19 protein-coding genes and 2 tRNA genes are annotated in these 21,987 nt (G+C 50.4%); 11 read left to right on the top strand and 10 right to left on the bottom strand.

The genetic code is table 11. The annotated features are described in order from the left end of the window. The first annotated feature begins 31 nt into the window (after positions 1–31). Entirely contained in the window at positions 32–2,869 is a 2,838-nt protein-coding gene (locus BGX16_RS13085; protein ID WP_100426445.1) for an adenylate/guanylate cyclase domain-containing protein, read from the top strand. Here the strand turns inward: BGX16_RS13085 and BGX16_RS13080 are convergent. The 3 genes from BGX16_RS13080 to BGX16_RS13075 are packed head-to-tail and all read right to left on the bottom strand — an operon-like array spanning position 2,848 to position 5,601. Continuing rightward, complete coding sequence (locus BGX16_RS13080) at positions 2,848–3,999, bottom strand: pyridoxal phosphate-dependent aminotransferase (RefSeq protein ID WP_100426444.1); 1,152 nt, start codon at positions 3,997–3,999, stop codon at positions 2,848–2,850. The two genes, BGX16_RS13085 and BGX16_RS13080, sit on opposite strands and share 22 nt — an antisense overlap. Further along, positions 3,999–4,166 carry a hypothetical protein gene (locus BGX16_RS14745; protein WP_157798057.1) on the bottom strand — a complete coding sequence of 56 codons (168 nt, stop codon included), beginning with the start codon at positions 4,164–4,166 and terminating at the stop codon, positions 3,999–4,001. The genes BGX16_RS13080 and BGX16_RS14745 overlap by 1 nt, the downstream gene beginning before the upstream one ends. 25 nt (positions 4,167–4,191) lie before the next feature. Then, positions 4,192–5,601 carry a glycine--tRNA ligase gene (locus BGX16_RS13075; protein ID WP_100426443.1) on the bottom strand — a complete coding sequence of 470 codons (1,410 nt, stop codon included), beginning with the start codon at positions 5,599–5,601 and terminating at the stop codon, positions 4,192–4,194. Between the two features lie 173 nt (positions 5,602–5,774). Here BGX16_RS13075 and BGX16_RS15125 point away from each other — a divergent pair, with 173 nt between their 5' ends. The 3 genes from BGX16_RS15125 to BGX16_RS13060 all read left to right on the top strand — a co-directional run bounded on the left by BGX16_RS15125 (position 5,775) and on the right by BGX16_RS13060 (position 8,167). Next, entirely contained in the window at positions 5,775–6,683 is a 909-nt protein-coding gene (locus BGX16_RS15125; RefSeq protein ID WP_277352373.1) for a M23 family metallopeptidase, read from the top strand. 370 nt (positions 6,684–7,053) lie between these two features. Further along, complete coding sequence (locus BGX16_RS13065) at positions 7,054–7,872, top strand: hypothetical protein (protein ID WP_100426441.1); 819 nt, start codon at positions 7,054–7,056, stop codon at positions 7,870–7,872. A gap of 61 nt (positions 7,873–7,933) precedes the next feature. Beyond that, positions 7,934–8,167, top strand: coding sequence for a hypothetical protein (locus tag BGX16_RS13060; RefSeq protein ID WP_100426440.1), 234 nt, complete (start codon positions 7,934–7,936; stop codon positions 8,165–8,167). 239 nt (positions 8,168–8,406) lie between these two features. Here the strand turns inward: BGX16_RS13060 and BGX16_RS13055 are convergent. Both BGX16_RS13055 and BGX16_RS13050 read right to left on the bottom strand, forming a co-directional pair. Beyond that, positions 8,407–8,479: transfer RNA gene (locus BGX16_RS13055), tRNA-Lys, on the bottom strand. Positions 8,480–8,539: 60 nt separating this feature from the next. After that, positions 8,540–8,612 (bottom strand) — tRNA-Lys (locus BGX16_RS13050). 112 nt (positions 8,613–8,724) lie between these two features. Between BGX16_RS13050 and BGX16_RS13045 the strand changes: the two genes are divergently transcribed. Further along, positions 8,725–9,618 carry a tyrosine recombinase gene (locus BGX16_RS13045; RefSeq protein ID WP_100426439.1) on the top strand — a complete coding sequence of 298 codons (894 nt, stop codon included), beginning with the start codon at positions 8,725–8,727 and terminating at the stop codon, positions 9,616–9,618. Positions 9,619–9,794: 176 nt separating this feature from the next. Here BGX16_RS13045 and purB read toward each other — a convergent pair whose 3' ends face one another. From purB to BGX16_RS13030, 3 genes are all read right to left on the bottom strand, one after another. Continuing rightward, on the bottom strand, positions 9,795–11,237 hold the full coding sequence (gene purB / locus BGX16_RS13040; RefSeq protein ID WP_100426438.1) for an adenylosuccinate lyase: 1,443 nt from the start codon (positions 11,235–11,237) through the stop codon (positions 9,795–9,797). A gap of 143 nt (positions 11,238–11,380) precedes the next feature. Continuing rightward, positions 11,381–12,292, bottom strand: a complete 912-nt coding sequence (mtgA, locus tag BGX16_RS13035; protein ID WP_157798056.1) for a monofunctional biosynthetic peptidoglycan transglycosylase — start codon at positions 12,290–12,292, stop codon at positions 11,381–11,383. A 25-nt stretch (positions 12,293–12,317) separates the two neighbouring features. Then, positions 12,318–13,376 (bottom strand): toprim domain-containing protein, encoded by a 1,059-nt coding sequence (locus tag BGX16_RS13030; protein WP_100426437.1) that lies wholly within the window; start codon positions 13,374–13,376, stop codon positions 12,318–12,320. A 23-nt stretch (positions 13,377–13,399) separates the two neighbouring features. On the opposite strand from BGX16_RS13030, the gene murB reads away from it, so the two are divergent. After that, complete coding sequence (gene murB, locus BGX16_RS13025) at positions 13,400–14,290, top strand: UDP-N-acetylmuramate dehydrogenase (protein ID WP_100426436.1); 891 nt, start codon at positions 13,400–13,402, stop codon at positions 14,288–14,290. Between the two features lie 54 nt (positions 14,291–14,344). On the opposite strand, the gene BGX16_RS14740 is transcribed toward murB, so the two are convergent. Next, positions 14,345–14,644: an MGMT family protein gene (locus tag BGX16_RS14740; RefSeq protein WP_157798054.1), complete on the bottom strand. Its 300-nt coding sequence runs from the start codon at positions 14,642–14,644 to the stop codon at positions 14,345–14,347. Positions 14,645–14,731: 87 nt separating this feature from the next. On the opposite strand from BGX16_RS14740, the gene BGX16_RS13015 reads away from it, so the two are divergent. Beyond that, positions 14,732–14,923, top strand: a complete 192-nt coding sequence (locus tag BGX16_RS13015; protein ID WP_100426434.1) for a TM2 domain-containing protein — start codon at positions 14,732–14,734, stop codon at positions 14,921–14,923. Positions 14,924–15,080: 157 nt separating this feature from the next. On the opposite strand, the gene BGX16_RS13010 is transcribed toward BGX16_RS13015, so the two are convergent. Beyond that, entirely contained in the window at positions 15,081–15,542 is a 462-nt protein-coding gene (locus BGX16_RS13010) for a VanZ family protein (RefSeq protein WP_477190190.1), read from the bottom strand. Positions 15,543–15,565: 23 nt separating this feature from the next. Between BGX16_RS13010 and BGX16_RS13005 the strand changes: the two genes are divergently transcribed. From BGX16_RS13005 to BGX16_RS12990, 4 genes are all read left to right on the top strand, one after another. Beyond that, complete coding sequence (locus BGX16_RS13005; RefSeq protein WP_100426432.1) at positions 15,566–15,823, top strand: hypothetical protein; 258 nt, start codon at positions 15,566–15,568, stop codon at positions 15,821–15,823. 514 nt (positions 15,824–16,337) lie between these two features. Continuing rightward, the gene (locus BGX16_RS13000; protein WP_100426431.1) at positions 16,338–17,645 is read left to right on the top strand and encodes a pyridoxal phosphate-dependent aminotransferase; all 1,308 of its coding nucleotides are present in this window, start codon (positions 16,338–16,340) and stop codon (positions 17,643–17,645) included. 126 nt (positions 17,646–17,771) lie between these two features. After that, complete coding sequence (locus tag BGX16_RS12995; RefSeq protein WP_100426430.1) at positions 17,772–18,524, top strand: DsbA family protein; 753 nt, start codon at positions 17,772–17,774, stop codon at positions 18,522–18,524. Positions 18,525–18,572: 48 nt separating this feature from the next. Next, entirely contained in the window at positions 18,573–21,758 is a 3,186-nt protein-coding gene (locus tag BGX16_RS12990; protein ID WP_100426429.1) for a carbohydrate binding domain-containing protein, read from the top strand. The last annotated feature ends 229 nt before the right edge of the window (positions 21,759–21,987 follow it).

Raw genomic sequence — 21,987 nt, 5'->3', positions numbered from 1 at the left:
GAAATTCAAGCATCCTAAAAAAATAAAAAGAATGGTGGCAGGGCTATTCGCCGGGATTCTCCTTGCGCACCTCGTCGCATTGATTCCGCATTCCATGCTCCTCCGCACCGAATACATCTTTTACGATGCCTTTTCGAAGCATGCTTCCGAAATCAATGAAGATCACCCGGAAGACATTCTGATCGTTGATATCGACGAAAATTCTTTGAGCAAATACGGACCCTACAACGAATGGACAAGAGACATGCACGCTCAAGTCGTGCAAAAACTCGAAGAGGGCGGTGCCGCATCGATTTCTTTTGACATTCTTTTTAAGAATGCGGACTTTGGAAACCGCAACGCGATCCGTGCTCAGCAAATGTTGTACGCTCTTTATCCCGAAAAGGAATGGCGCTACGACTTCGACAAGATCCGCCAAGCCTACGACTACGATTCCGTTCTCGTGCGAACGATTGCCGATAATCCAAACGTCATCGTCTGCGGCACATTCAGTTCCCGCACCGATTACAAGCATCAATCCCAATGGATGCCCCTGAGTACGAATATTCGCGCAAGAGATGTCGCCGCCAAACCGACCTTCCACTTGGAACAGGTGACAAATCTTGAAAACGTGGAATCCAAAGATCTCCTCGACAACGTCTTCCCGGAACTTTCCCATGCGGCAAAAAACTTTGGCGTTGTCAACGCAACACCCGATGAAGATGGCGTTCTCCGCAAAATGCGCCTGCTTTACCGTTTTCCGAATGCAGAAATCTGGCCCCGTGATTCCAGTCAAATTTACCCGGCGATATCGCTTGTCACGGTCATGCACCTTTTTAAAACGCATCCGGATTCAGTCCAAATCAAGATGGGAGAATACATCGATCTCGGCAAGCCTTTCGGCATTTACCGCGATAGTCTTGGCACTCTCCGCACCACCTATCCGCAGATCACTTACCCGATGATCCGCCAAGTCTTCAAGAACAAGGCGTCTCTCCTCTCTCGCCCGAACCACAAAGACAGCATCCCGGATTCCCTGCAAGAAATCACGCCGCAAATCCAAGCATACAAGGATACGAACGGGAATATCTCCATCATGACAAACGAGGGGGATTTCGATATGGACGACGAAGAACTGACCGACTTTGACAAGGAAAGCATTCAGGCTTTCGCCCGCGAACTGAAGGACCTTCCAAAAGGCAAAACGCTATGGCTTTCAGCCACTCTCGACTTTCACTACAACGTCAAAAAGAAACGTTGGCTTTCGAACTATTCCATTCTTTCCGCCGACGTTTTAGACTCCCTTTTTGCCGCCGACACGAATGCGATCAATGCGTTAAAGACCGGTGAAGAAATGCGCTTTGGAAAACGGAAGCGCATCCCGATCGATGAACACGGCGATTTTTTGATCACCTTCAAAAGCGCCTACAACATTCCGCCGAATCAGAGAGCCTTCCAGCACATTTCCTATTACGATGTCGCCGAAGGGCGAATACCCAAGGAAAGCTTCCAGGGTAAAATCTTTATTTTGGGAAGCGCTGCCCCTGCGATGTTCGACTTTTATGCAGCACCGCATGAAGATCACTTCCCCGCTGTGATTACGCAGGCGACGATCGTGGACAACATTTTAAATGACGACTACATGCGCGAAGCCTTCCCGAACCCGATTCTTTTCTTAATCACGGCGATTGTGGCGATTACGATTGGACTTTTCACTTCGCAGTATGTGGCGCTACTCTTCTTGATCGTTTTGTTCCTCTTCGATATATTTACGGCGTACAACTTTTTCTCGCACGGCTTTTATATCGGCTGTACCACGTACATCATCGAAGGCGTTCTCGCATTCCTCGGTTCATTCTTGGTGCGCTTCTATTTTGAATCCCGAGACAAGAACTTCCTCGACAAATCCTTCAAGCAGTATATTTCCGACGATTTGATTGACGAAATGCTGACGAACGAAAAAGAGCCTGAGCTCGGCGGTGAAAAAAAATACCTGAGCGCCTTCTTCACGGACATTCAAAGTTTCTCCACTTTCTCGGAACAGATCGGCGACCCGAAAAAACTCGTGGACCTTTTAAACGATTACCTGACCGCGATGACAGACATCATCAAGGATCAGAACCAGGGAACCCTCGACAAGTACGAAGGAGATGCGATCATCGCCTTCTTCGGAGCCCCGACGCCGATTGAACGCCAACGCCGTCACGCTTTGATGAGTGCTATATCCATGCAGCGGATGCAGGAACACCTGCGCGAAAACTGGAAGCGACACAAGAATCACAAAAACCGGGACTTGCCAAAAGACGTCAGCTTCCCCGAAAGCGTTTACCACATGCACACGCGTGTCGGCATCAACTCGGGCGAAATCCTCGTCGGCAACATGGGATCCGAAACTCGCAAGAATTACACGATCATGGGCGACGCCGTGAACCTCGCCTCACGCCTTGAAAGCATCGGAAAGCAATACGGCACCTACATTCTCGTCTCAGAAGAAACACTCACCGGAACGAACGACCCGCAAGATAAAACGGATTACCGCAACGAGTTCATCACCCGTCCGATTGACCGATTAAAAGTTGTGGGCAAGAGCGAAGCCGTGCAGATTTATGAAGTCCTAGGATTAAAATCGGAACCGAATGCGGGACAGCTGAATCTGCTCGTTTCGCTTTGGGCAAAAGCACAACAGCTTTACTACGCCCAAAAATGGGACGAAGCGATAAACTCCTTTGAAGAATCCAAGCTTCTCGAGCCGCACCTGCAGATCAAAGATCCGGGCGCACGTCCAACCCCGTCGGAAGTTTTCATCAAACGTTGCAAGGAATATAAGCAGAATCCGCCCGTCGCCGCCGGTGAAATCTGGGATGGAATCTACTCCGCGACTTCCAAATAAAGGCGTTCTACCGCAGCGGCAAATGTTTCGTTTTCCGAAAGCAGGCTCACCACGATCCAGCCGTCTTCATCAAAGTCAAAGAAGAATCCGGGTTGCACAAGGACCTTCGCCTTTTCCAAAAGTCTAAGCGTGAGTTCTTCGTCATCCGCGTCTTCGAAATGCAAGGCTGCATACCAGCCGCCCTGCACATTCGGCATCACGTCCGTCGACGGAAAACGCGTGCGGAGAATTTCCAAATTTTTCCGGATGCGCTCTTCGATCGCCATCTCGTAAGCGAGAGACTTTTCAAGCATCGGAGCGGCTAGCGAAAATGCAGACGAAGCGACGCTCAGGTAGGCGTCTGCCACATATTCGAGCGCAGGCTTCAAAGCGTTTCCCAATCGTCCCGCGCGGTAAGCGATCCAGCCAAGCTTCAGCTGTGGCGAACCGACTGACTTGGAAAATCCTCCGAGAAAGAACACAGGAACATCTTTTGAGTCCCAGTTCCACGGACGTTCCGAACCGTCATAAATAAAGTCGCTAAAGACTTCGTCCACGACAATCGCCAAATCTTCACGGGACGCAAATTCCACAGTCTCTGCCCATTCCTTTTTCGAAAGGACATGGCCCGTAGGATTGTTCGGGGAAACGATGAGTAAAATCTTGGTGTTCGGCGGGAACGCATAAAGCGAATTGGAATCGAGCTTCCAATTTCCACTGTCGAGTTCCGTAAAATACGGTGCTGTCTTCAAAAATTCGAGAGCCGCCAAAGAATCCAAAAGCGGATAACCCGGTAGCGGTGTTAAAATCGAATCGCCCGAATTGCAAAGCGTCTTGAAAAGAATCGAATAGGCTTCGCTCGTGCTTGCGGTCAGCTGGATATCTTCCGCATCAAAATTTCCGCCGCGGTCGGCATAGTATTTAGAAACCGCCTTGCGGGCTTCTTCCCAGCCACAGGCATCCGGATTCCAGGTGGAAAACTTTTTCAAGGTCTGCGGTAAAACAGCATCCAGGTCAAAGGCTTGCCCTGTACGGAGAGGGCTTGAAACCGTCAAGTCCGTATAGCCTTGCACCGAGCGTTTTAACTTCGAAAGTTGCGAAAAAAAAGGAGAATCTGAAAGATCCTCCGGAAGTCTTTTGGAAAGACGCATTACTTCTTTTTACCCTTCCAAATTACGAGAAGTGCAGTTGCAATGGCGATCCCCGCAGGAACCGCGAGCACAAGGATAATGAGCAGCAGTTTCTTCGGCTTGGAAAGATCCTGGATCTTTTCGCGAAAGTCCTGAACCTTCTGTTTTGCCATGCGGATCTTTTCCATTGCAACCCTCCTCTTGTTCACTTGATTAAATCAAGTGAGCCGCGATCCAGCTTTCGAGTTCGTCAATCTTCACCAGTTCCTGCTTCATGGAGTCGCGTTCACGGACTGTCACGTAGCCGAGCTTTGCCGGGTCGGATTCGCCTTCGCCCACGGTGTCGAAGTCGACCGTCACGCAGAACGGAGTTCCCAGTTCGTCCTGACGGCGGTAACGCTTACCGATGGACTGGGTTTCGTCGTATTCCACATTCCAGTGGTTCAAAAGCTTCTGGTAAATTTCTTCAGCCTTTTCCTTGACCTTGCCCTTCTTGACGAGCGGGAGAACAGCCACCTTCACCGGAGCGATCTTCGGGTCAAAGTGGAGCACGATACGTTCGTCGTTTTCGAGCTTTTCAACTTCGTAAGCGTCGCAGAGGAGCACGAGGAGAAGACGTTCCACACCGAGGGACGGTTCCACCACGTACGGGATGTAGCGCTTGTTCTGCACCGGGTCGATGTATTCCTGCTTGACCTTGGATTCGTTCTGGTGCTGCGTCAAGTCGTAATTCGTGCGGCTTGCAATGCCCCAAAGTTCGCCCCAGCCGAACGGGAATTCGTATTCCACGTCGGTGGTGCCGTTACTGTAGTGAGAAAGTTCTTCCTTGGCATGTTCGCGGAGGCGGAGCTTTTCCTTGTTCACGCCGAGGTCGTTCACGAGCCAGTCGAAGCAGTACTTGCGCCAGAAGTTGTACCATTCCAGTTCGGTACCCGGTTCGCAGAAGAATTCCAGTTCCATCTGTTCGAATTCACGGGTACGGAAGATAAAGTTACCCGGAGTGATTTCATTACGGAAGCTCTTACCGATCTGGCCCACGCCGAACGGGATCTTCGGGCGGACGTTGTCGACAATGTTCTTGAAGTCGACAAAGATACCTTGGGCGGTTTCCGGACGCAGGTATACCTTGTTGCCTTCGCCTTCGATGACGCCGATTTCGGTCTGGAACATCAGGTTGAATGCGCGGGGCTTGGTCCAGTCGGTCTTGCCGCAGGTCGGGCATTCGATCTTGTTGTCCATCATCATCTGGTGGACTTCGTCAAAGTTCTTACCGGCGCAGCAGCCTTCGCCGAGCTTGTCTTCCAAAAGTTGGTCAGCGCGGAAACGTTCGTGGCAAGCAAGGCAGTCCACGAGCGGGTCAGAGAAGTTGCCCACGTGGCCCGAAGCCTTCCATACGCGGGGGTTCAAAAGAATGGAACTGTCGAGACCCAGCACGTCTTTACGGCTGGTGACAAACTTCTTCCACCAAAGGTTCTTGATGTTACGCTTGAGTTCCACGCCATACGGACCGTAGTCCCAAGTATTGGCGAGGCCGTCATAAATTTCGGAACCCGGGAAAATGAATCCGCGGCGTTTACAGAGGGAAATGATGTCCTTAAGAGCATCCTGGACTTTCTTTGCCATGATATAATCCTTTTAGAGCCTTTTTTTAGGCGCGACTAGGAACCTACCTGGATGATAGGCCCTGACTTTTTCCAAATATAGCAAGAAAACGGCGTCTAATGGCAACGCTTTTCGAAACGAGGACTCCCAGTAAACTTTACATTCCAATTAAAATTTTTATTTTGCACCTACCTATGAGAAAAACGATTTCTGTTATCACAGCCTTTTTTGCCGCAAGTGCCTTTGCTGCGGGAACTTATCCGAGTGAAGAAATCGTCTCGTACAGCCCGTCCGTAAGCTTCATTCTTCACGAAGACGAATCCCCTGTAGAAGATTCTGACTCGAACGCATTCGCACCATTCCTTCCCGGATTCAACGCGGGACCGGAAGGCAGCGAACCGGACGAATTTTTGGACGAAGCCTCCGCCATCGACAACATGATCGATTCCATCGCCGAAGCGACGCAGATTGACACGGTCGAAATCGATATGACGCAGGCAGCCCTTCCGCTTGAAAGCACCCGTATCACTTCTCCCTTCGGATTTAGACATTACCGCATCCACAAGGGCATCGACATTGGACTTCGCCGCGGCGATACCATTCGAGCCTCATTTCCGGGACGCGTTGCACGGGTCCGTTACGAACGCCGCGGCTATGGCCGTTACATTGTACTGGATCATACGGGCTGCGGTGTCACACGCACCGTCTACGCACACCTTTCCAAGCAGTATGTCAAGGTTGGTCAAATAGTCAAAGCGGGCGAAGTCATCGGTCTCGGCGGCAGCACGGGTCGTTCCACGGGTCCACACCTGCATTTTGAAATGCGCGTCGGGGATACTCCTTTAAACCCGAACGACTATTTCGATTTTGCCAATCACACGTTCGTGCAAGAAAAGATCAAACTGCCGTCGGTCGTTTTTGAAGGCGAATACGCCGCTCTGCAAAAAGAAGCGAGCAAACACCGTTACCACAAGGTGCGCCGAGGCGATACGCTCGGAAAGATCGCCCGCAAGTACCATACGACCGTTAGCCGTCTTCGCAAACTGAACGGCCTTGGCAAAAAGTCCATTCTGCGCATCGGACGCATTATCCGCTGCTCGTAAAGTCTTTCCGCCTAACGGACGGCCCTTGACATTTTCAGCAACGGAATGATCGCCGGGTCGTCATGCGGATGTCAACACTTAAGTGTTCTCAAAAATTGGAAATCGACATTTTTTTATTATATTTGCATTGACATAGTTTAGAGTTCGCTCTTATTCGGACAGCTGAAAAACGACCACAAATTCATCGTCTAGGAATAAGGCCGATTACTCACACCTCGTGGTGTGGGTCGTTTGTGCCTATTAGACGATAAGGTTTACTTGGTCGTTACCTCAGCTGTTTAGGGCACCTGCGATTCCACACTTTTTTTGTTTGGACAGCATCCTTGAACAAGACGGACTCCGCAGTTGAATTTTTCAAAACGGAGACAATATGAAAGCAAAATTCATCTCAGGCTTTGCGAGCATTCTCGTATTATCGTTCATTGCCGCTTGCGGCAATGACAGCAGTTCCTCAACAAACGCAGAAACAAGCTACGAAGAAAGCAGTTCTAGCGCCGAAAGAACAAGCGTTAAAACAGTTTATGAACTTGGCGAATGTTCTAGCAAAAACAAAAACGAAACATTATACGTTTCTGAAGAAGGCGAAGATTACACCTGTAGCAATAAAAACGGCAACTACACATGGGTGAGCGCTGTAAAATCCTCCAGTAGTTCAGTGATTGACCAAACTGTTTACTCAAGTAGTTCAGTGATTGACCAAACTGTTTACTATAGTTCGTCCATGGAAACCGAATACAAGGATGAAAAAGAGTCTTTCTTGTACAAGGAATTTACAGTAGAAATTGATCTCACCTTATTCAAACAGGTTTCCGACAACTGGGAAGAATACAACTCTCACAAAGGAAATTATTCAGATGGCGATCCTGGCGTTAAATTCCAAATCAAAACTTATGCAGACGACAAACTGGTAGACTCCGTACAGACCGACGTGTTCAAAATCGGAGAAGATGTTGGCAAATGGACCGGGCACCAATATTTCACAAAAGTTTTTTCTGGCGGCGTGAATAAGATTTACATTTGCCCAATTGTATTTGAACGCAACGTTATTGAAGCAAATGTGATTCATTCTTCGGGCTATTCCTACATCATTCATGACGCTGGTAACAAGATCGATACACCCATTATGCAAAACGACAGCGAAGCAGAAGATTGCGATTTGGAATGGACCGTTACCATTAGTTATAAATAACAAAGAATCTCTACCCAACAGTTCCGAGGGACTGTTTACCTCTGCGGCACGCTTTTCGGCCTTGTCGAACGCCCTTCTGGAACTTGACGCCCGCGAGCGCCTTCTCGTACGCCTTCTTCGCTACTTCCCTGGTGGTATACTTCTTGTTCTTCTCGACGTACTCGATCTCGAACTCGAGCGGTTCAATGGAATGGACGGAGCCGGTTATACATCCGTGCTCGACTGCTTCGTGGACGAGGCGTTCACCGCTTTCCAGGCTCTAGGTTTCGAATACGAAGCCTTGAAACCCGTGTAAAAGTCGAACGGGCGACCGTCCATGAAAAACGTTTAATATTTCTATTGCATAAATGAAGCTTACTCTGGCTTACATCAAATTTTTTAATGGTGAAAAAGAGAATCCGTTCCTTGCCGTCCCATTCTCCGGAGCCCGACTTTGCAGATTCTAAAAATTACCGTTTCCGGACTTCGTTCCGTCCCTGCCGATTTTTCTGAACGCAAAGAAAAAGCCCCTTTTCTGTTCAAAAAGGGGCTTTATGGACGATGCAGGGGTCGAACCTGCGACCCGCTGATTAAGAGTCAGCTGCTCTACCAACTGAGCTAATCGTCCGTGTCCGCTGCAGCCAAAGCCTAAAGGACGGTGCTTACGCGAACGTTGGTATTTGTTTCGTGGATGATGCAGGGGTCGAACCTGCGACCCGCTGATTAAGAGTCAGCTGCTCTACCAACTGAGCTAATCATCCATGTCGTCATCGACGCGCACAATTATAAAAAAAGCAAAAACGAGTGGCAAGGGGAATTTGCAAGAAATAATCAAATTTTTTCTTATTCAGAGTTAAATATATTTTGGAAATCATGGAAAATGGTGAATGGTTAGATTCTTATCTCTCGTTCTTGGGCGTAGAACGTAATCTGTCCCAAGCTACAATCCAGAGCTACGAAGAAGACCTGCGCCATTTTGTGTACTGGGCAGACGAACGCGAGTCCAAAATCAGCGATCTCAAGCCCGAAAACCTAGACGAATTTTTGACGCAAATCGCCGGCAGAGAAGACTACAGTCCGACTTCCGTGGCAAGGCACTTTTCGAGCCTTCGCGGATTCCTCAAATTCCTTTTGCGTGAAAAGGTATTCCCCTACTCCACCGACAGCCTGCTCGCGACCCCGCGCATCGGCCATTACCTGCCACAGTGCCTGACCCGAGAAGAAGTCGATAGCATCTTTGAAAAAATTCAGGAACTTTCCAAGGCTCCGGAACGCGACACGGCGCTTCTTGAATTACTTTATTCAGAAGGGCTCCGCATTGCAGAAGCGCTTTCCATTCGCATTCAAGACATTGACTTCGAAAACGAATGGATTACACCGATCGGCAAGGGAAACAAGCAAAGGCTCGTCCCGCTCGGCGAAAAGGCGAAAGAAAATTTAAAGGCCTGGATGCAGGGGCCGCGACTTGCACTTTCTCCTAAATCCGATACCATCATCTTAAATTCCCGCGGCGGCAAAATGACCCGCATGGGAGCGTGGAAGCTGATTCAAAAATACACCGCGCACTTGAACAAGCATGTTACGCCGCACACATTCCGCCACAGCTTCGCGACGCACTGTCTTGAAGCCGGTATGGACCTGCGCGTTTTACAGGAACTGCTCGGACACGCAAACGTGACCACCACGCAGATCTATACGCACATCAGCGACCAGATGATTCAGGAAGAACACCGCACCTTCCACCCACGCGAAATCGGCAAACGCTAATTCCACCCAAACAAAAAACGGCGAAACTTGCATTCCACCGTTTTCACATTTCCTTAAAACTGAGCCTTACTCTATTTTTAGAACCGAGCAAGACAAGGCACGAAGGATTGCAGCGTACTTTCCGTATGTAAAAGCCCGAGCAACGACGAATCGCGACGTGTTATAGGGAAAATGGCTTAGACCTTCAGTTCACCGGCATCCAAAACATTCCAATCAGGAACGGCTTCAATCGCCGGAAGAACTTCGTCGCCGACAAACTTCACCACCTGCCCCGGAGCGCGGCCCACGAACTTGCGGAGGTCGAGGATTTCCTTGAGCTTCGCTTCAGTGATACCGAGCTTCTGGAACTTTTCATTTTTGAGAACGCGTTCAAGGAGATCGTTATCCTTGCCCTGTTCCTTCACGACCTTGCCCGCTTCCATACTCATCACGCGGATTTCTTCGTGGAGTTCCTGACGGTCGCCACCGTTCTTGACTCCTTCCATGATGATGTTTTCGGTAGCCATGAACGGAAGTTCGGCCATGATGCGCTTTTCGATGACCTTCGGGTAAACGACGAGGCCGTTGGTGACGTTCTCGGCGATGATGAGCATGGCATCCATGGCGAGGAACGCTTCCGGAATGGCGAGACGCTTGTTTGCGCTATCGTCGAGGGTGCGTTCGAACCACTGCGTTGCCTGGGTGAAGGCGGTGCTGTTCACTTGAGCCATCACGAAACGAGCGAGGGAGCAAATGCGTTCGCTCCTCATCGGGTTACGCTTGTAAGCCATGGCGCTGGAGCCGATCTGCGTCTTTTCGAACGGTTCTTCCACTTCCTTCACGCCCTGCATCAGGCGCATGTCGGTGGCGAACTTGTGCAGAGACTGAGCGATGGAACTGAGCACCTGGTTTACGCGGTTATCCCACTTGCGGGTGTAGGTCTGGCCGGTGATGGTGAGAACGCGTTCGAAGCCAGCCTTTTCAGTCACACGACGGTCGAGTTCCATGATCTTTTCTTCGTCGCCGTTGAAGAGGTCCATGAAGCTTGCCTGCGTACCGGTCGTACCCTTCACGCCGCGGAACGGAAGGACCTTAATGAGGAAATTCAATTCTTCGAGGTCAATCAGCATGTCCTGCAGCCAAAGGCAAGCGCGCTTGCCCACAGTCGTGAGTTGTGCCGCTTGGAAGTGCGTTGCACCGAGCTGCGGCATGTCCTTGTATTCCATCGCAAACTTGGAAAGCTTGTCCATCACACGGCAAAGGCGCTTGCGCACAAGGATAAGGCCCTGCTTCATCTGGATCAAATCGGTATTGTCACCGACGAATGCGGACGTCGCACCAAGGTGAATAATGCCCTTAGCCTTCGGGCACTGAACACCGTAAGCGTAAACGTGGCTCATCACGTCATGACGGCGACGCTTTTCTTCCGCTTCCGCCACGTCAAAGTTGATGTCCGTTGCGTGTGACTTGAGTTCGTCCACCTGTTCCTGTGTAATCGGAAGACCAAGTTCCATTTCGGATTCGGCGAGATAGATCCACAGCTTACGCCAAGTCTCGAACTTGTACTGCGGACTGAAGATGAAACTCATTTCCTTGGAGGCATAACGCTTGATCAGCGGGCTTTCGAACTCATTGCGCATATAAAATCCTTTGTTGATTTACAGAATAAATATAGAAAATCAAAATCCACCGCAGCAGAACGGAGTTATACAAGGCATAGAACGACGGCACTACATAATCGCCAAGCCATGGGGTTACTAAACGTGATTGATTTCACGCAAAATCAGTTCGAAACGCTTGTTTCCCCACTTGCTGCCGACGAATCTGGCGGTGTGTTCAAAGCCTTCAAGCTGTCCACCTTCAAGCTGTCGCGTCGGGGGAACATATTCTGGTAAATCACCGAACGGCGACTCGCCATAAAGCGGCTGTAACGTCCATTCGGATTATGTTTTCCGGGGCTTGCAAGGACCGCAGCCATATTGATTGACTGGTCAAGGTTCAACTTGTAAGCGCTCTTTTTAAAATATGCCTGGCTCGCCATTTCGCAGCCAAAAATATTCGGGCCCCATTGGGCGTAATTCAAATACAGTTCAAGAATGCGATCCTTGCCGAGAATCTTTTCCATGAGAAGCGCATAGGCGAGCTCCTTGAACTTGCGTTCCCACGAACGTTCGCTCGAAAGGAAAAGGTTCTTTGCAAGCTGTTGGGTAATCGTACTAGCGCCGAACTTGGTCTTGCCATAATAGCGGTTCGCATCGAGAGCTTCCGCAATCGCACGCACATCGAAGCCCGGATGATAGTAGAAGCCCGCGTCTTCGCTTGCGATCACCGCCTTCCGCAAATACGGGCTAATGCTGTCGAGAGGCACAAAGCGATGCTTGATCTGCGTTGCCGGATTCGAATCGACCAGAGCCTCCATGTAACGGCTCATTTCCGGGTTCGTAAATTCGAGCTGCTTCACATTATCGTAAATGTCGTAGCAGTAAACGAAACCTTTATACAAAAGGACGGACATCACCACAGTAAATGCAATCGCATACAACATCAAACCGAGCAGCGCGATCCGCACCAAACGGTCCACAATACGGTAAATCCATTTCAAAGCGCAAGCGATGACCGAAAGAGCCGTCCGCAAACCCTGCGGAAGCGACTTCCAGAAGTCGACTATTTTTTGTTTTAATTGAGAAGGCTTCACAGGCACGAATATAGTAAAGGGCGGATTACTTTTTTCCGCCGAACCAGGAATTGATGTCCTGCCCTTCCGCCATTTTAAAACTTTCGACCGTGATGCCTTCGCCAAGCGGAGACGCCTTGATGCCCGCCTTTTGCAAAACATCCACCACGACACGAGTCATAGCCCTGCCAGCCTCGTCCTGGTCCAAGCATACAATAACGTTCTTGTTTTTAAAGAGGTTAGCCCATTCTGGCTTAAAGGATTTGACCCCCGGAATTCCCACAGCCGGGAACCCGCGATCGATCATCGTGAGCGTATCCACGCAGCCTTCGCACAGGTAAATCCACCCAGGTTCACCATCGAGCAACGAAACGTGAAACGGGAACGGCACCTGACCGCGCAAGTTTAATTCCTTCGGCTGCGTATCCGGTTCAATGGACCGCGCCTGAAAAAAACGCGGAATCACCTTCGTATCGAGATACGGAAAAAGCAGACGATGTTTATAATAGCGCAGGTTTCCCTTATCATTAAAAAGGCCCGCTTTCTGCAAAACTTCAAGTCCGAACTGATCGAGCAAGGAACGGTTCACCCGGTCGTAGTCGGTAATCACGCGCAAGCGCATCTTTTCCCAGGTTTTTTTGAAAATTCGGCGCTTTATAAGCCAAGGCGCCGCAGGAGAACCTTCCACCGGCGAGAGCTTTTCAAAAAAAGCGAGGATGATTTTTGCCCGAAGGATCGGATCGATTTCCGGTTCAGGAGCCTTGTGAACAACTTTGATCATCGGCATGGGTAAGGCTTCGTTCGAATTCCCCGTCGGCATGCCGAACTCATTCTGCAGCCAGCTGATGGCGCCCTTAAAGTCCAAATTTTTGGAAATTTCCACCAATTTGATGACGTCGCCACGCACATCCGGGCATACCCAACAATTAAAAAGCCCCTTGGATTCCGAAATCGAAACGCTGGGGGTACGGTCCCCATGGGCATGTCGCATCGCATACGGACAGCGAATTTTGCCTCGTACGACCGAATGACCCAAGCGTTCAGCCACCTGGGTGATAGAAATTGTGCTTTTTAAAGCCTCTAAATCGATACGTTCCGCCGTCATATCATATTATGTATTTTTAAAATATGGGATTACTAAACAATATACTCGAAAATGTTGAATTGAAAAAGCTTACTACCTTCCGAATCGGTGGTACAGCCCGTTATTTCTACAAACCGGACACCTTCGAAGACCTCGTCGCCGCAAAAAAGTTCGCAGCCGAAAAGAATCTTCCATATTTTGTCATCGGTTGCGGATCGAACATCCTCGCTTCGGACGAAGGTTACGACGGACTCATCATCAAGCTCGGTAAGGGTTTCAGCGATTTCAAGTTTGAAAACGATACTCTGGTTGCCAAGGCTGGCGCCCCGCTGACACTCCTCGCTCGCAAGAGCGCAACGCTTGGACTTGCAGGCATCCACTTGCTCGCGGGCATCCCGGCTACCCTCGGCGGTGCTCTTTACATGAACGCAGGCGCCTACGACCAGGAAACCGGTCAGCATATCGTCTCCATCAAGGTTCTTGAAGAAGACGGTTCCATTAAGGATTACTCCTTCGAAGAATGCCAGTTCGGCTACCGCAAGTCCGTATTCCAGAATACGAAAAAGATCATTCTCGAAGCGACCTTCAAGCTGACTCCGGCCAACGCAGACGAACTCGTCGAAGCCCAGAAGAAGGTAATGGAATCCCGCAAGACGAAACAGCCGCTCGACCTCCCGAACGCGGGTTCCATGTTCAAGCGTCCGGTCGGCGGATACGCTGGTACCCTCATCGATGAAGCAGGCCTCAAGGGCACGAGCGTCGGCGGTGCTCAGGTTTCGACCAAGCACGCTGGCTTTATCGTGAACACAGGCAACGCAACGGCCAAGGACGTTTACGATTTGACCGAACTCGTGATCCAGCGCGTTTACGAAAACAGTGGCCACAAGTTCAAACTGGAACGCGAAGTCGTGATGCTTGGAAAGATCGCACCTTAATCATTTTTATAGAAGACAAAAATCAAGTCCTTCGTTATGAAGGGCTTTATTATTTTATTCGCGAAACTGAAACTTCAAAAGATCGACTCGGTCTCCGATGACTTCCACGCCGTCTTCTTGGAGACGCACCTTTTGGCCTTCGATTCCGCCGAAAGCAAAATGTCTTGAAAGTACTCCTGTTGCATTCACAACTTTGTAACAAGGATATTTCACCGGGTCCGGATTATTGTGCAAAACGTTTCCCACCGCCCGTGCGAGTTTTTTATTTCCCAAGGAATCGGCGATCTGACCATACGTCACCACCTTCCCGTGGGGAATCCTCGTTAAATACCGATAAACCTCATCTTTCAGCATTCTTGAATCCAATCTAAATTTATACAGAGCCATCCTTAAAAGGCAAAACGACCAAAACTTTGTAGATTTAGGAAAAAAGGAGAATCTATGCCTCGTGAAGGAGAACATAATAAGTGGATAGCCCTCGCCCTCTGCATTCTGCTCGGCTATCTGGGACTGCACCGTTTTTACGAAGGTAAAATCTGGACGGGAATTCTTTGGCTGTGCACGGGCGGGCTTCTCGGTGTGGGAATCATCGTCGATGCAATCCTCATCGTCATGAAGCCGGAACATTATTAATTCATGCTAGTAACGTTTCTAATTGTACTTGCCCTGGTCATGATTTTCGGATCGGGAAGAATTGAGGATGCTTGCGCAATCACATTACTCCTGAAGATTCTCCCCATCATCATCCTGATCCTTGTTGTTTGCATGATTCTCTTCTGCCACGGATAATCTATTCCAGCAGCTTGGAATCTTCCCGAAAAATGCGTAAACGCTTCCAAGGTTTTACCAAAGCGTAAAGCGTGATTCCACAAGTGCCGCCGAATACGTCCGCGATGATGTCGCCAACAGAAACGCTCCGTCCGGGCACAAAGCTCTGATGGTATTCGTCAAGGACACCTGCCAAAAGACAAAGCCCGACGCAATAAAGCGCCACGATCAGACGGTTCTTTTCCCAACGGGCATTCGTGAACCACAGTCCAAAAAAGATCGCCAACGCGCCGAATGTTCCGGCATGCAAAAATTTATCGAACGGTGGCACAAGCCAGTCCATGCCATCCCCATCGATCGAAGAGGTGCGAAATATCATCGCGAGCAACAGTACAGCAGGAATAAAGCGGAACAGCGGATAGCGCTGAAAAAGAGAATCCAATTTTTGCATGGTCTCAATATAGAAACTAAATTTGCTTCGCAAAACGCTCAACAGGCAAGACTATCATGACCAAACTCGACGAAATTCTCCAATCCCTGAACGCACCGAACCACGCCTTGGTTGAAATGCTCCCCCTCAACCTAAACCACAAGATGGTGCAAAAGGCGCGCCTCGGCAAGAAGCCCGTGCCCAAACACACGCAGGACCTCATCTTACAAGCGCTGAACAAGTACCTCGCCGAGAACGGCATCACCGAAGACAAGAAGATCAAGCAGTACAAGCGCATCGAAATTTTCGGCGAAGAAAGCCCTTGCAATCTCTAAGAACTTGTACTAAATTAAAAACGTATGAATCATTCTTTTGGACAGAACATCATAGCAGCAGCCATTGCAACAAGCGCGGCAGCAGCCCGAGCTAGTGTTCGACCGTCCACAGAAATGAGACTCCAATCCGCCTAGTGCGAATTTAGAATCCAAGTTTTGAGGACAGTCGATTTTGACTGTCCTTTTTTCATTTTAAGCTTTTTCATCCACCGAGGTTCCATGATTTCTTCCACAGCAAAACACAAACATTTTTCATCCACACAGGCAAAAGGCGCACCGCCCAAACGCCCGGACTATAGCATGGCCACGGGGTTGGATGCGAGGAAGGAGTTCGCAACTCTGAATGGGCCCTTACCTTGATTCCCGCCGAGCATGCGAGCCGCCCGTGCCACGGTAACCCCTCCATGCCAGTGGAAAAATATTCACTTTACCCCCAACAAACAAACAACCAAAATTTCTTTTAATTAGATTTACAATCGTCTATTCAATTCGAAATTTATCGGAGACACAAATTATGCGTAAACGACTTTTAACTGAAGGTGCAAAAGAGCTCTCGTACGAAATCCGTGAGATTGTCAAGAAGGCCAATCAGTTAAAGGCACTCGGTCTCAAGATCCACTGGGAAAACATCGGCGACCCGATTCAAAAGCATTGCCAGATCCCGGAATGGATCAAAGAAATCGTCAGCGACCTCGCCAAGGAAAACAACAGCTACGCCTACTGCCCGTCCAAGGGACTTCTTTCCACCCGCGAATTCATTGCGAACGAAACGAACAAGCTCGGCGGCGTGCAGATCACGCCGGAAGACATCCTCTTCTTCAACGGCCTCGGTGACGCCATTTCGACCATCTACAGCCAGCTGTCGATGACGACCCGCATCATTGGACCGTCCCCAGCTTACAGCACCCACAGTTCCGCGGAAGCAGCCCATGCGCACTCTTCCCCGCTCGTGTACCACCTCCGTCCAGAAAACCATTGGCTCCCGGACCTCGAAGAACTGGAGAACAAGGTCAAGTACAACCCGAACGTGGCCGGCATTTTGATTTTGAACCCGGACAATCCGACCGGCATGGTCTATCCTCTTGAATACCTCGAAAAGATGGTGAAGATCGCAAAGGACTATAAACTCTGCATCATCTGCGACGAAATCTACAGCAAGATCACGTACAACGGAGCCCATGCGTATCCGCTCGCTACTTACATCGGCGACGTCCCGGGAATTTCCATGAACGGCATTTCCAAGCAGTATCCGTGGCCGGGCGCTCGTTGCGGCTGGGTCGAATACTACAACCGCGACAAGGACCCTGAGTTCGATGCGTTCTGCCGTGCGATCGACAACGCGAAAATGATCGAAGTCTGCTCGACGACGATTCCGCAGCTCACAATTCCAAAGATTCTCGGCGACTCCCGCTATTCGGCGCACCGTCAGGCTCTGAACGAACGCATTGGACGCCGTAGCGCGGTCATCAATGAAATTCTTTCCGACGTTCCGGAACTTTACTTCAACCCGACCTACGGCGCATTCTACAATACAATCGTCTTCAAGCCGGGCGTTTTGAACTCTCGCCAGTCCCTTCCGATCGAAGATCCGAAGATCAAGTCGCTTGTGAATCAGTGGACGGCAAACGTCAAGAGCGAAGACTACCGCTTTGTGTACTACCTGCTTGCGACGACCGGCGTCTGTGTCGTTCCGATCAGCAGCTTCTGCAGCGAACTCGAAGGCTTCCGCATCACGCTCCTCGAAGAAGATGAAGACGAACTCCGTCTCGTATTCACGAAGATTCGCGACGCAATCAAGGCTTACGTGGCGAGTGCAAAGTAATCCGGATTGTTGTGTAAATTTTCTTTTTCTAAGACGGTTCATTCGGCAACCGAATATTCAAAAATCGGGTACCGACAGACCGCCTTTTATATATTTTAAAAACGAAATTTTAAAAAGGATCATTTCATGAAATCTTTCTCGTTGGCACTCAGTGCAGCTCTGCTTATTTCCCTTTCCGCATGCAACGAAGCTTCGGCAAGTGGCAAAACAGACGGTTCGAAGGGTACAAAGCTCGACAGTCTTGCCGCCGAAGTCAAGACCATGCACGAAGAATTCGAAATTCTTAAGTATGGTCTCGAAAAGCGTGGTCTTTCCATTGAACAGATGAAAGCCGAAATGGAAGCCGATAACAAGGTATGGGACATCCCGGTCGGCACAAGCCCGGTCTTCGGCAACACCAAGGATCCTCTCCTCACGATCGTCGAATTTTCTGAATTCCAATGCCCGTACTGCGCCCGTATCGCTCCGACGATCCACGACTTGATGAATAAGCACAAGGACGAAATCAAGTTCGTATTCAAGCACTTCCCGCTCAGCTTCCACAAGGACGCTCCGGGTGCAGCAGCCGCCACCATGGCCGCTCAGGAACAGGGCAAGTTCTGGGAATACCGCTATGCGCTTGCCGACAAGAACCGCGAACTCAATCCAGAAACGTTTAAGAAAGTCGCAAAGGAAATCGGCCTCGACATGGCAAAGTTCGAAAAGAGCATGGCTCTCGACTCTGCCAAACAGGCTCGTATCAATGAAGACTTCCAGCTCGGTGTCAAGGTAGGCGTCCAGGGCACCCCGAACTTCTATATCAACGGCAAGCGTCAAGACCGCTTTAGCCCGGATCTCGTCGAAAAGCTGTTGAAAGAAGCTAAGGAACAGAAGAAGTAATCGATTAATTGAATTGACTAACACCTAACTAAACAGAGGGAATACCGAATGAAGCATCAATTCTTGAAAGCTTCGTCCATGCTCTTCTTGGGGCTTGCGACGACAGCTGCGATGGCGCAGAGACCTCCGCGCATCGTCGTATATAAGATGTTCGACGACCAGTATCGCCAGGGTGGTTTCGACTACACCTACGGTGGTAAGGGCGGAACAGTGACTGTCACGAAGGAAGGTGGCTACAAGTCCAAGTCAGCTCTCGACATCAAGCTCGACCCGACGGATTACTCCGGCGCTTCGATCTGCCTTTACAACGAATTTTTCGACTTGAGCAAGTACATCCTTGACTCCAAGCTCGAATTCATGATCAAGGGCAAGAACGGTGGCGAGCAGCTCAAGATCGGCCTCCTCGACGACGAAGTGGGCGATGGCAAGAAGACTCAAGTCGCGCTCCCAATGGCCAAGTACATCCAAGGCGGCGTCGTGACGAAGGACTGGAAGAAGGTTTCCATTCCTCTCGTCGATTTCCCGGATCGTGGCCTTTACTGGGATAACACCCGTAAGTCCGAATTCCCGGCTCGCATCGACTGGGACAAGATCGCAGAAGTCCGTTTCTCGATCGACAAGGGCGTGAACCCCGAGTTCGAAGTTTTAATCGACAATATCGAAATCGTCAAGGGCAACAAGAAGGCCAAACCAAAGCCGAAGATTGTTTACTGGGACGAAAACAACGACGTGATCGACGGTCCGAAGAACCCGGAAAAGCTTGACGGCAAGGTCAAGCCGGTTTCTGGCGGAACATTCTATGATAACCAGCTCAAGGGCTTCTCTTACGTTTACGGCGGTCTCACCGCTCAGCGTGAAGCTGACTCGAAGACCCAGGGCAACCCGAATGTGCTCGCCATGTACATCGACAACAACGACTGGTCCGGTGTGACCTACTCGCTCGGTGAAGGCAAGTTCATTGACCTTTCCAAGGTCCGCAACAAGGGCGGTCTCTACTTCTGGATCAAGGGTAAGCTCGGTGGCGAAAAGGTGTACGTCGGTATCCTCGACAACCAAGGCAACGACATCAAGAGCCAGACGAAGATCAGCCTAAACGACTGGATCGAAGGCTCCAAGGTCGGCACCGACTGGAAGCTCGTGAAGATTCCTCTCAAGAAATTCAACGACAAGGGTAAGGCTTGGGACGCAAACAAGCAGGCCGAAGTCGCTAAGGACGTGAAGTGGAATAAAATCCAGGAAATCCGCTTCTCTGTGGGCAAGGGCGAAAACCAGGGCGAACCGGGCAAGCCGGCTCCTGTGACGATTTTCGTCGACCAAATCACCTTCACAGAAACGATCGACTGGGTTGACCCGGATATCAAGTGGGACAACTGGAAGAACAAGACTCCGGACCTCGTGATTTCCGACTTCGAAGGCAAGTTTGCACAGGACAAATGGGAACCGTCTAAGGGCCCGAAGTCCAAGGTGGAAGTAGAAATGCCGTACAAGTCCTCGAAACTCGACGGCAACAGCTTGAACGTGAAGCACTTCGAAATGTCTGACTGGGTTGACGTCGTTCTCGACTTCACCAAGAACCCGGCCAACCACGGTGCAAAGCTCCGCGACTGGACTCAGCACTGGGGCATCATGTTCGACGTTTACTCGGAACGTGCATGGCAATCCATCACAGTCCAGATCGGTGACGCAGGCAACGAACTTTTCGTAGCAAACACCGGTGTACCTCGCGGTCGCACCACGGTGATCGTTCCGTTCCGCAACTTCTCCAAGTTCCCGTACTATCAGCCGCCTAACGCAAAGGAAAACGGCCAGTTCGACCTCAAGGGCGTCGTTTCCCTCGACTTCAAACCGGGTGGAGAAGGTTCTAACGGTTCCTTCGAAATCGATAACATCAAGCTCACGAACCTGAAGGAAGTGAAGCAGGCCGAACGTCCGGCTCTCGTGAAGGTGAACGTGAAGGGCACGAACGAAGTGCTCAACCCGAACATCTCCGGCGGCCTCTTCGGCATCAACGCAGCCCTCTGGGACGGCGACATGCTCGACAACAAGAAGTTCAAGGTCCAGACTGCAGAATATGCTAAGCGCATCAACCACGGCATCATCCGTTACCCGGGTGGTCTCCGCGCTGATGACGACCACTGGAAGGAAATTCTTGACAATAAGGACTGGATGGTCGATACCGACGAATTCCTCGCCTGGCTCAAGAAGACCGGTTCCAACGCCATGTTCACGGTGAACTTCGGTTCCGGCACAGAAGAAGAAGCTGCTGCTTGGGTGAAGCACACGAACATCGACAAGAAGGCCGGCATCGTTTACTGGGAAATCGGTAACGAAGTCTATGGTAACTGGCACCCGTATTACGAAAAGTACGGTAAGGACGGCGGTACCATTTATGGTAAGCGCGCCCGTAAGTTCATCGAAGCCATGAAGAAGGTTGACCCGACGATCAAGGTCGCTGTCCTCGGCGTGCTCGATGGCCAGTGGAACGACAACGTGCTCAAGGAAACCGGCGACATTGCCGACGGTCTCATTGTTCACCACTATCCGCAGCACTTCGGTGAAGAAAACGACTTCGCCATGCTCTCTGCTCCACAGGACCTCGTTCCGATCTACAGCCGTCTCCATAAGGTTGTGGACAAGTGGACAAGCCACTTCAAGAAGGACAAAAAGATCGAACTCTGGCTCACCGAATGGAACTCCGTGGACTTCAACCCGGGTCCGCAGACCATCGCTCTCGAAAACGGTCTGTTCGTTGCTGACTACCTCGCTATGCTCGCCACTGAAAATGTGGACAACGCACAGTACTGGGATATCCACAACGATATCACTCCGGAAGGCGGTGACTACGGTTACCTGACCCGTTCTGCAGAAGAATGCATGAACTGCCCGCGTCCGAGCTACTGGGCATTCCAGATGGCTTCCGACGCTCTCCGCGGCAAGCTTCTGAAGACCGAAATCACCGGTGACAAGGAATCGCTCATCACGACTTACTACACCGAAAACGGCAAGAAGAAGTCGCTCCTCGTGATCAACAAGAGCCCGTACAGCGATTACGAACTCAACCTGAACATTCCGGGCTTCAAGGGCAAGGCTACGGTCCAGACTCTTGACAAGAGCTCCGAAAAGCTCAAGGAAGGTTGGGCAAACGATCCGTCCAAGAAGGCCAAGAAGGGTGTTGACGTGTCTAAGCCGATCAAGGTCGGCAAGCGCACCATTACGCTCATCACGATCGAATAATCGCGAGTTCGCATGAATTCAAGAAGGCTCCCGCTTTAGCGGGGGCCTTTTTTACACACGGAAATGTTCTAAAGGCTCGAAAGAATGAATACGAGCTCCACAGGCAGAAGCCCTACGCCATAGGTCCTCAGTCGGTCCTTCACCGCGTTCTTCGATTCCCTGCGAATTATTGCTTGAGTGTCCACTTTTCACGTCAATTACATGAAAGGCCTCCGCGGATGGTTCCTGG

This window comes from Hallerella succinigenes, from assembly GCF_002797675.1.
Classification (GTDB): Bacteria; Fibrobacterota; Fibrobacteria; order Fibrobacterales; family Fibrobacteraceae; genus Hallerella; species Hallerella succinigenes.
This window is presented reverse-complemented; position numbering and strand designations above follow the sequence as displayed.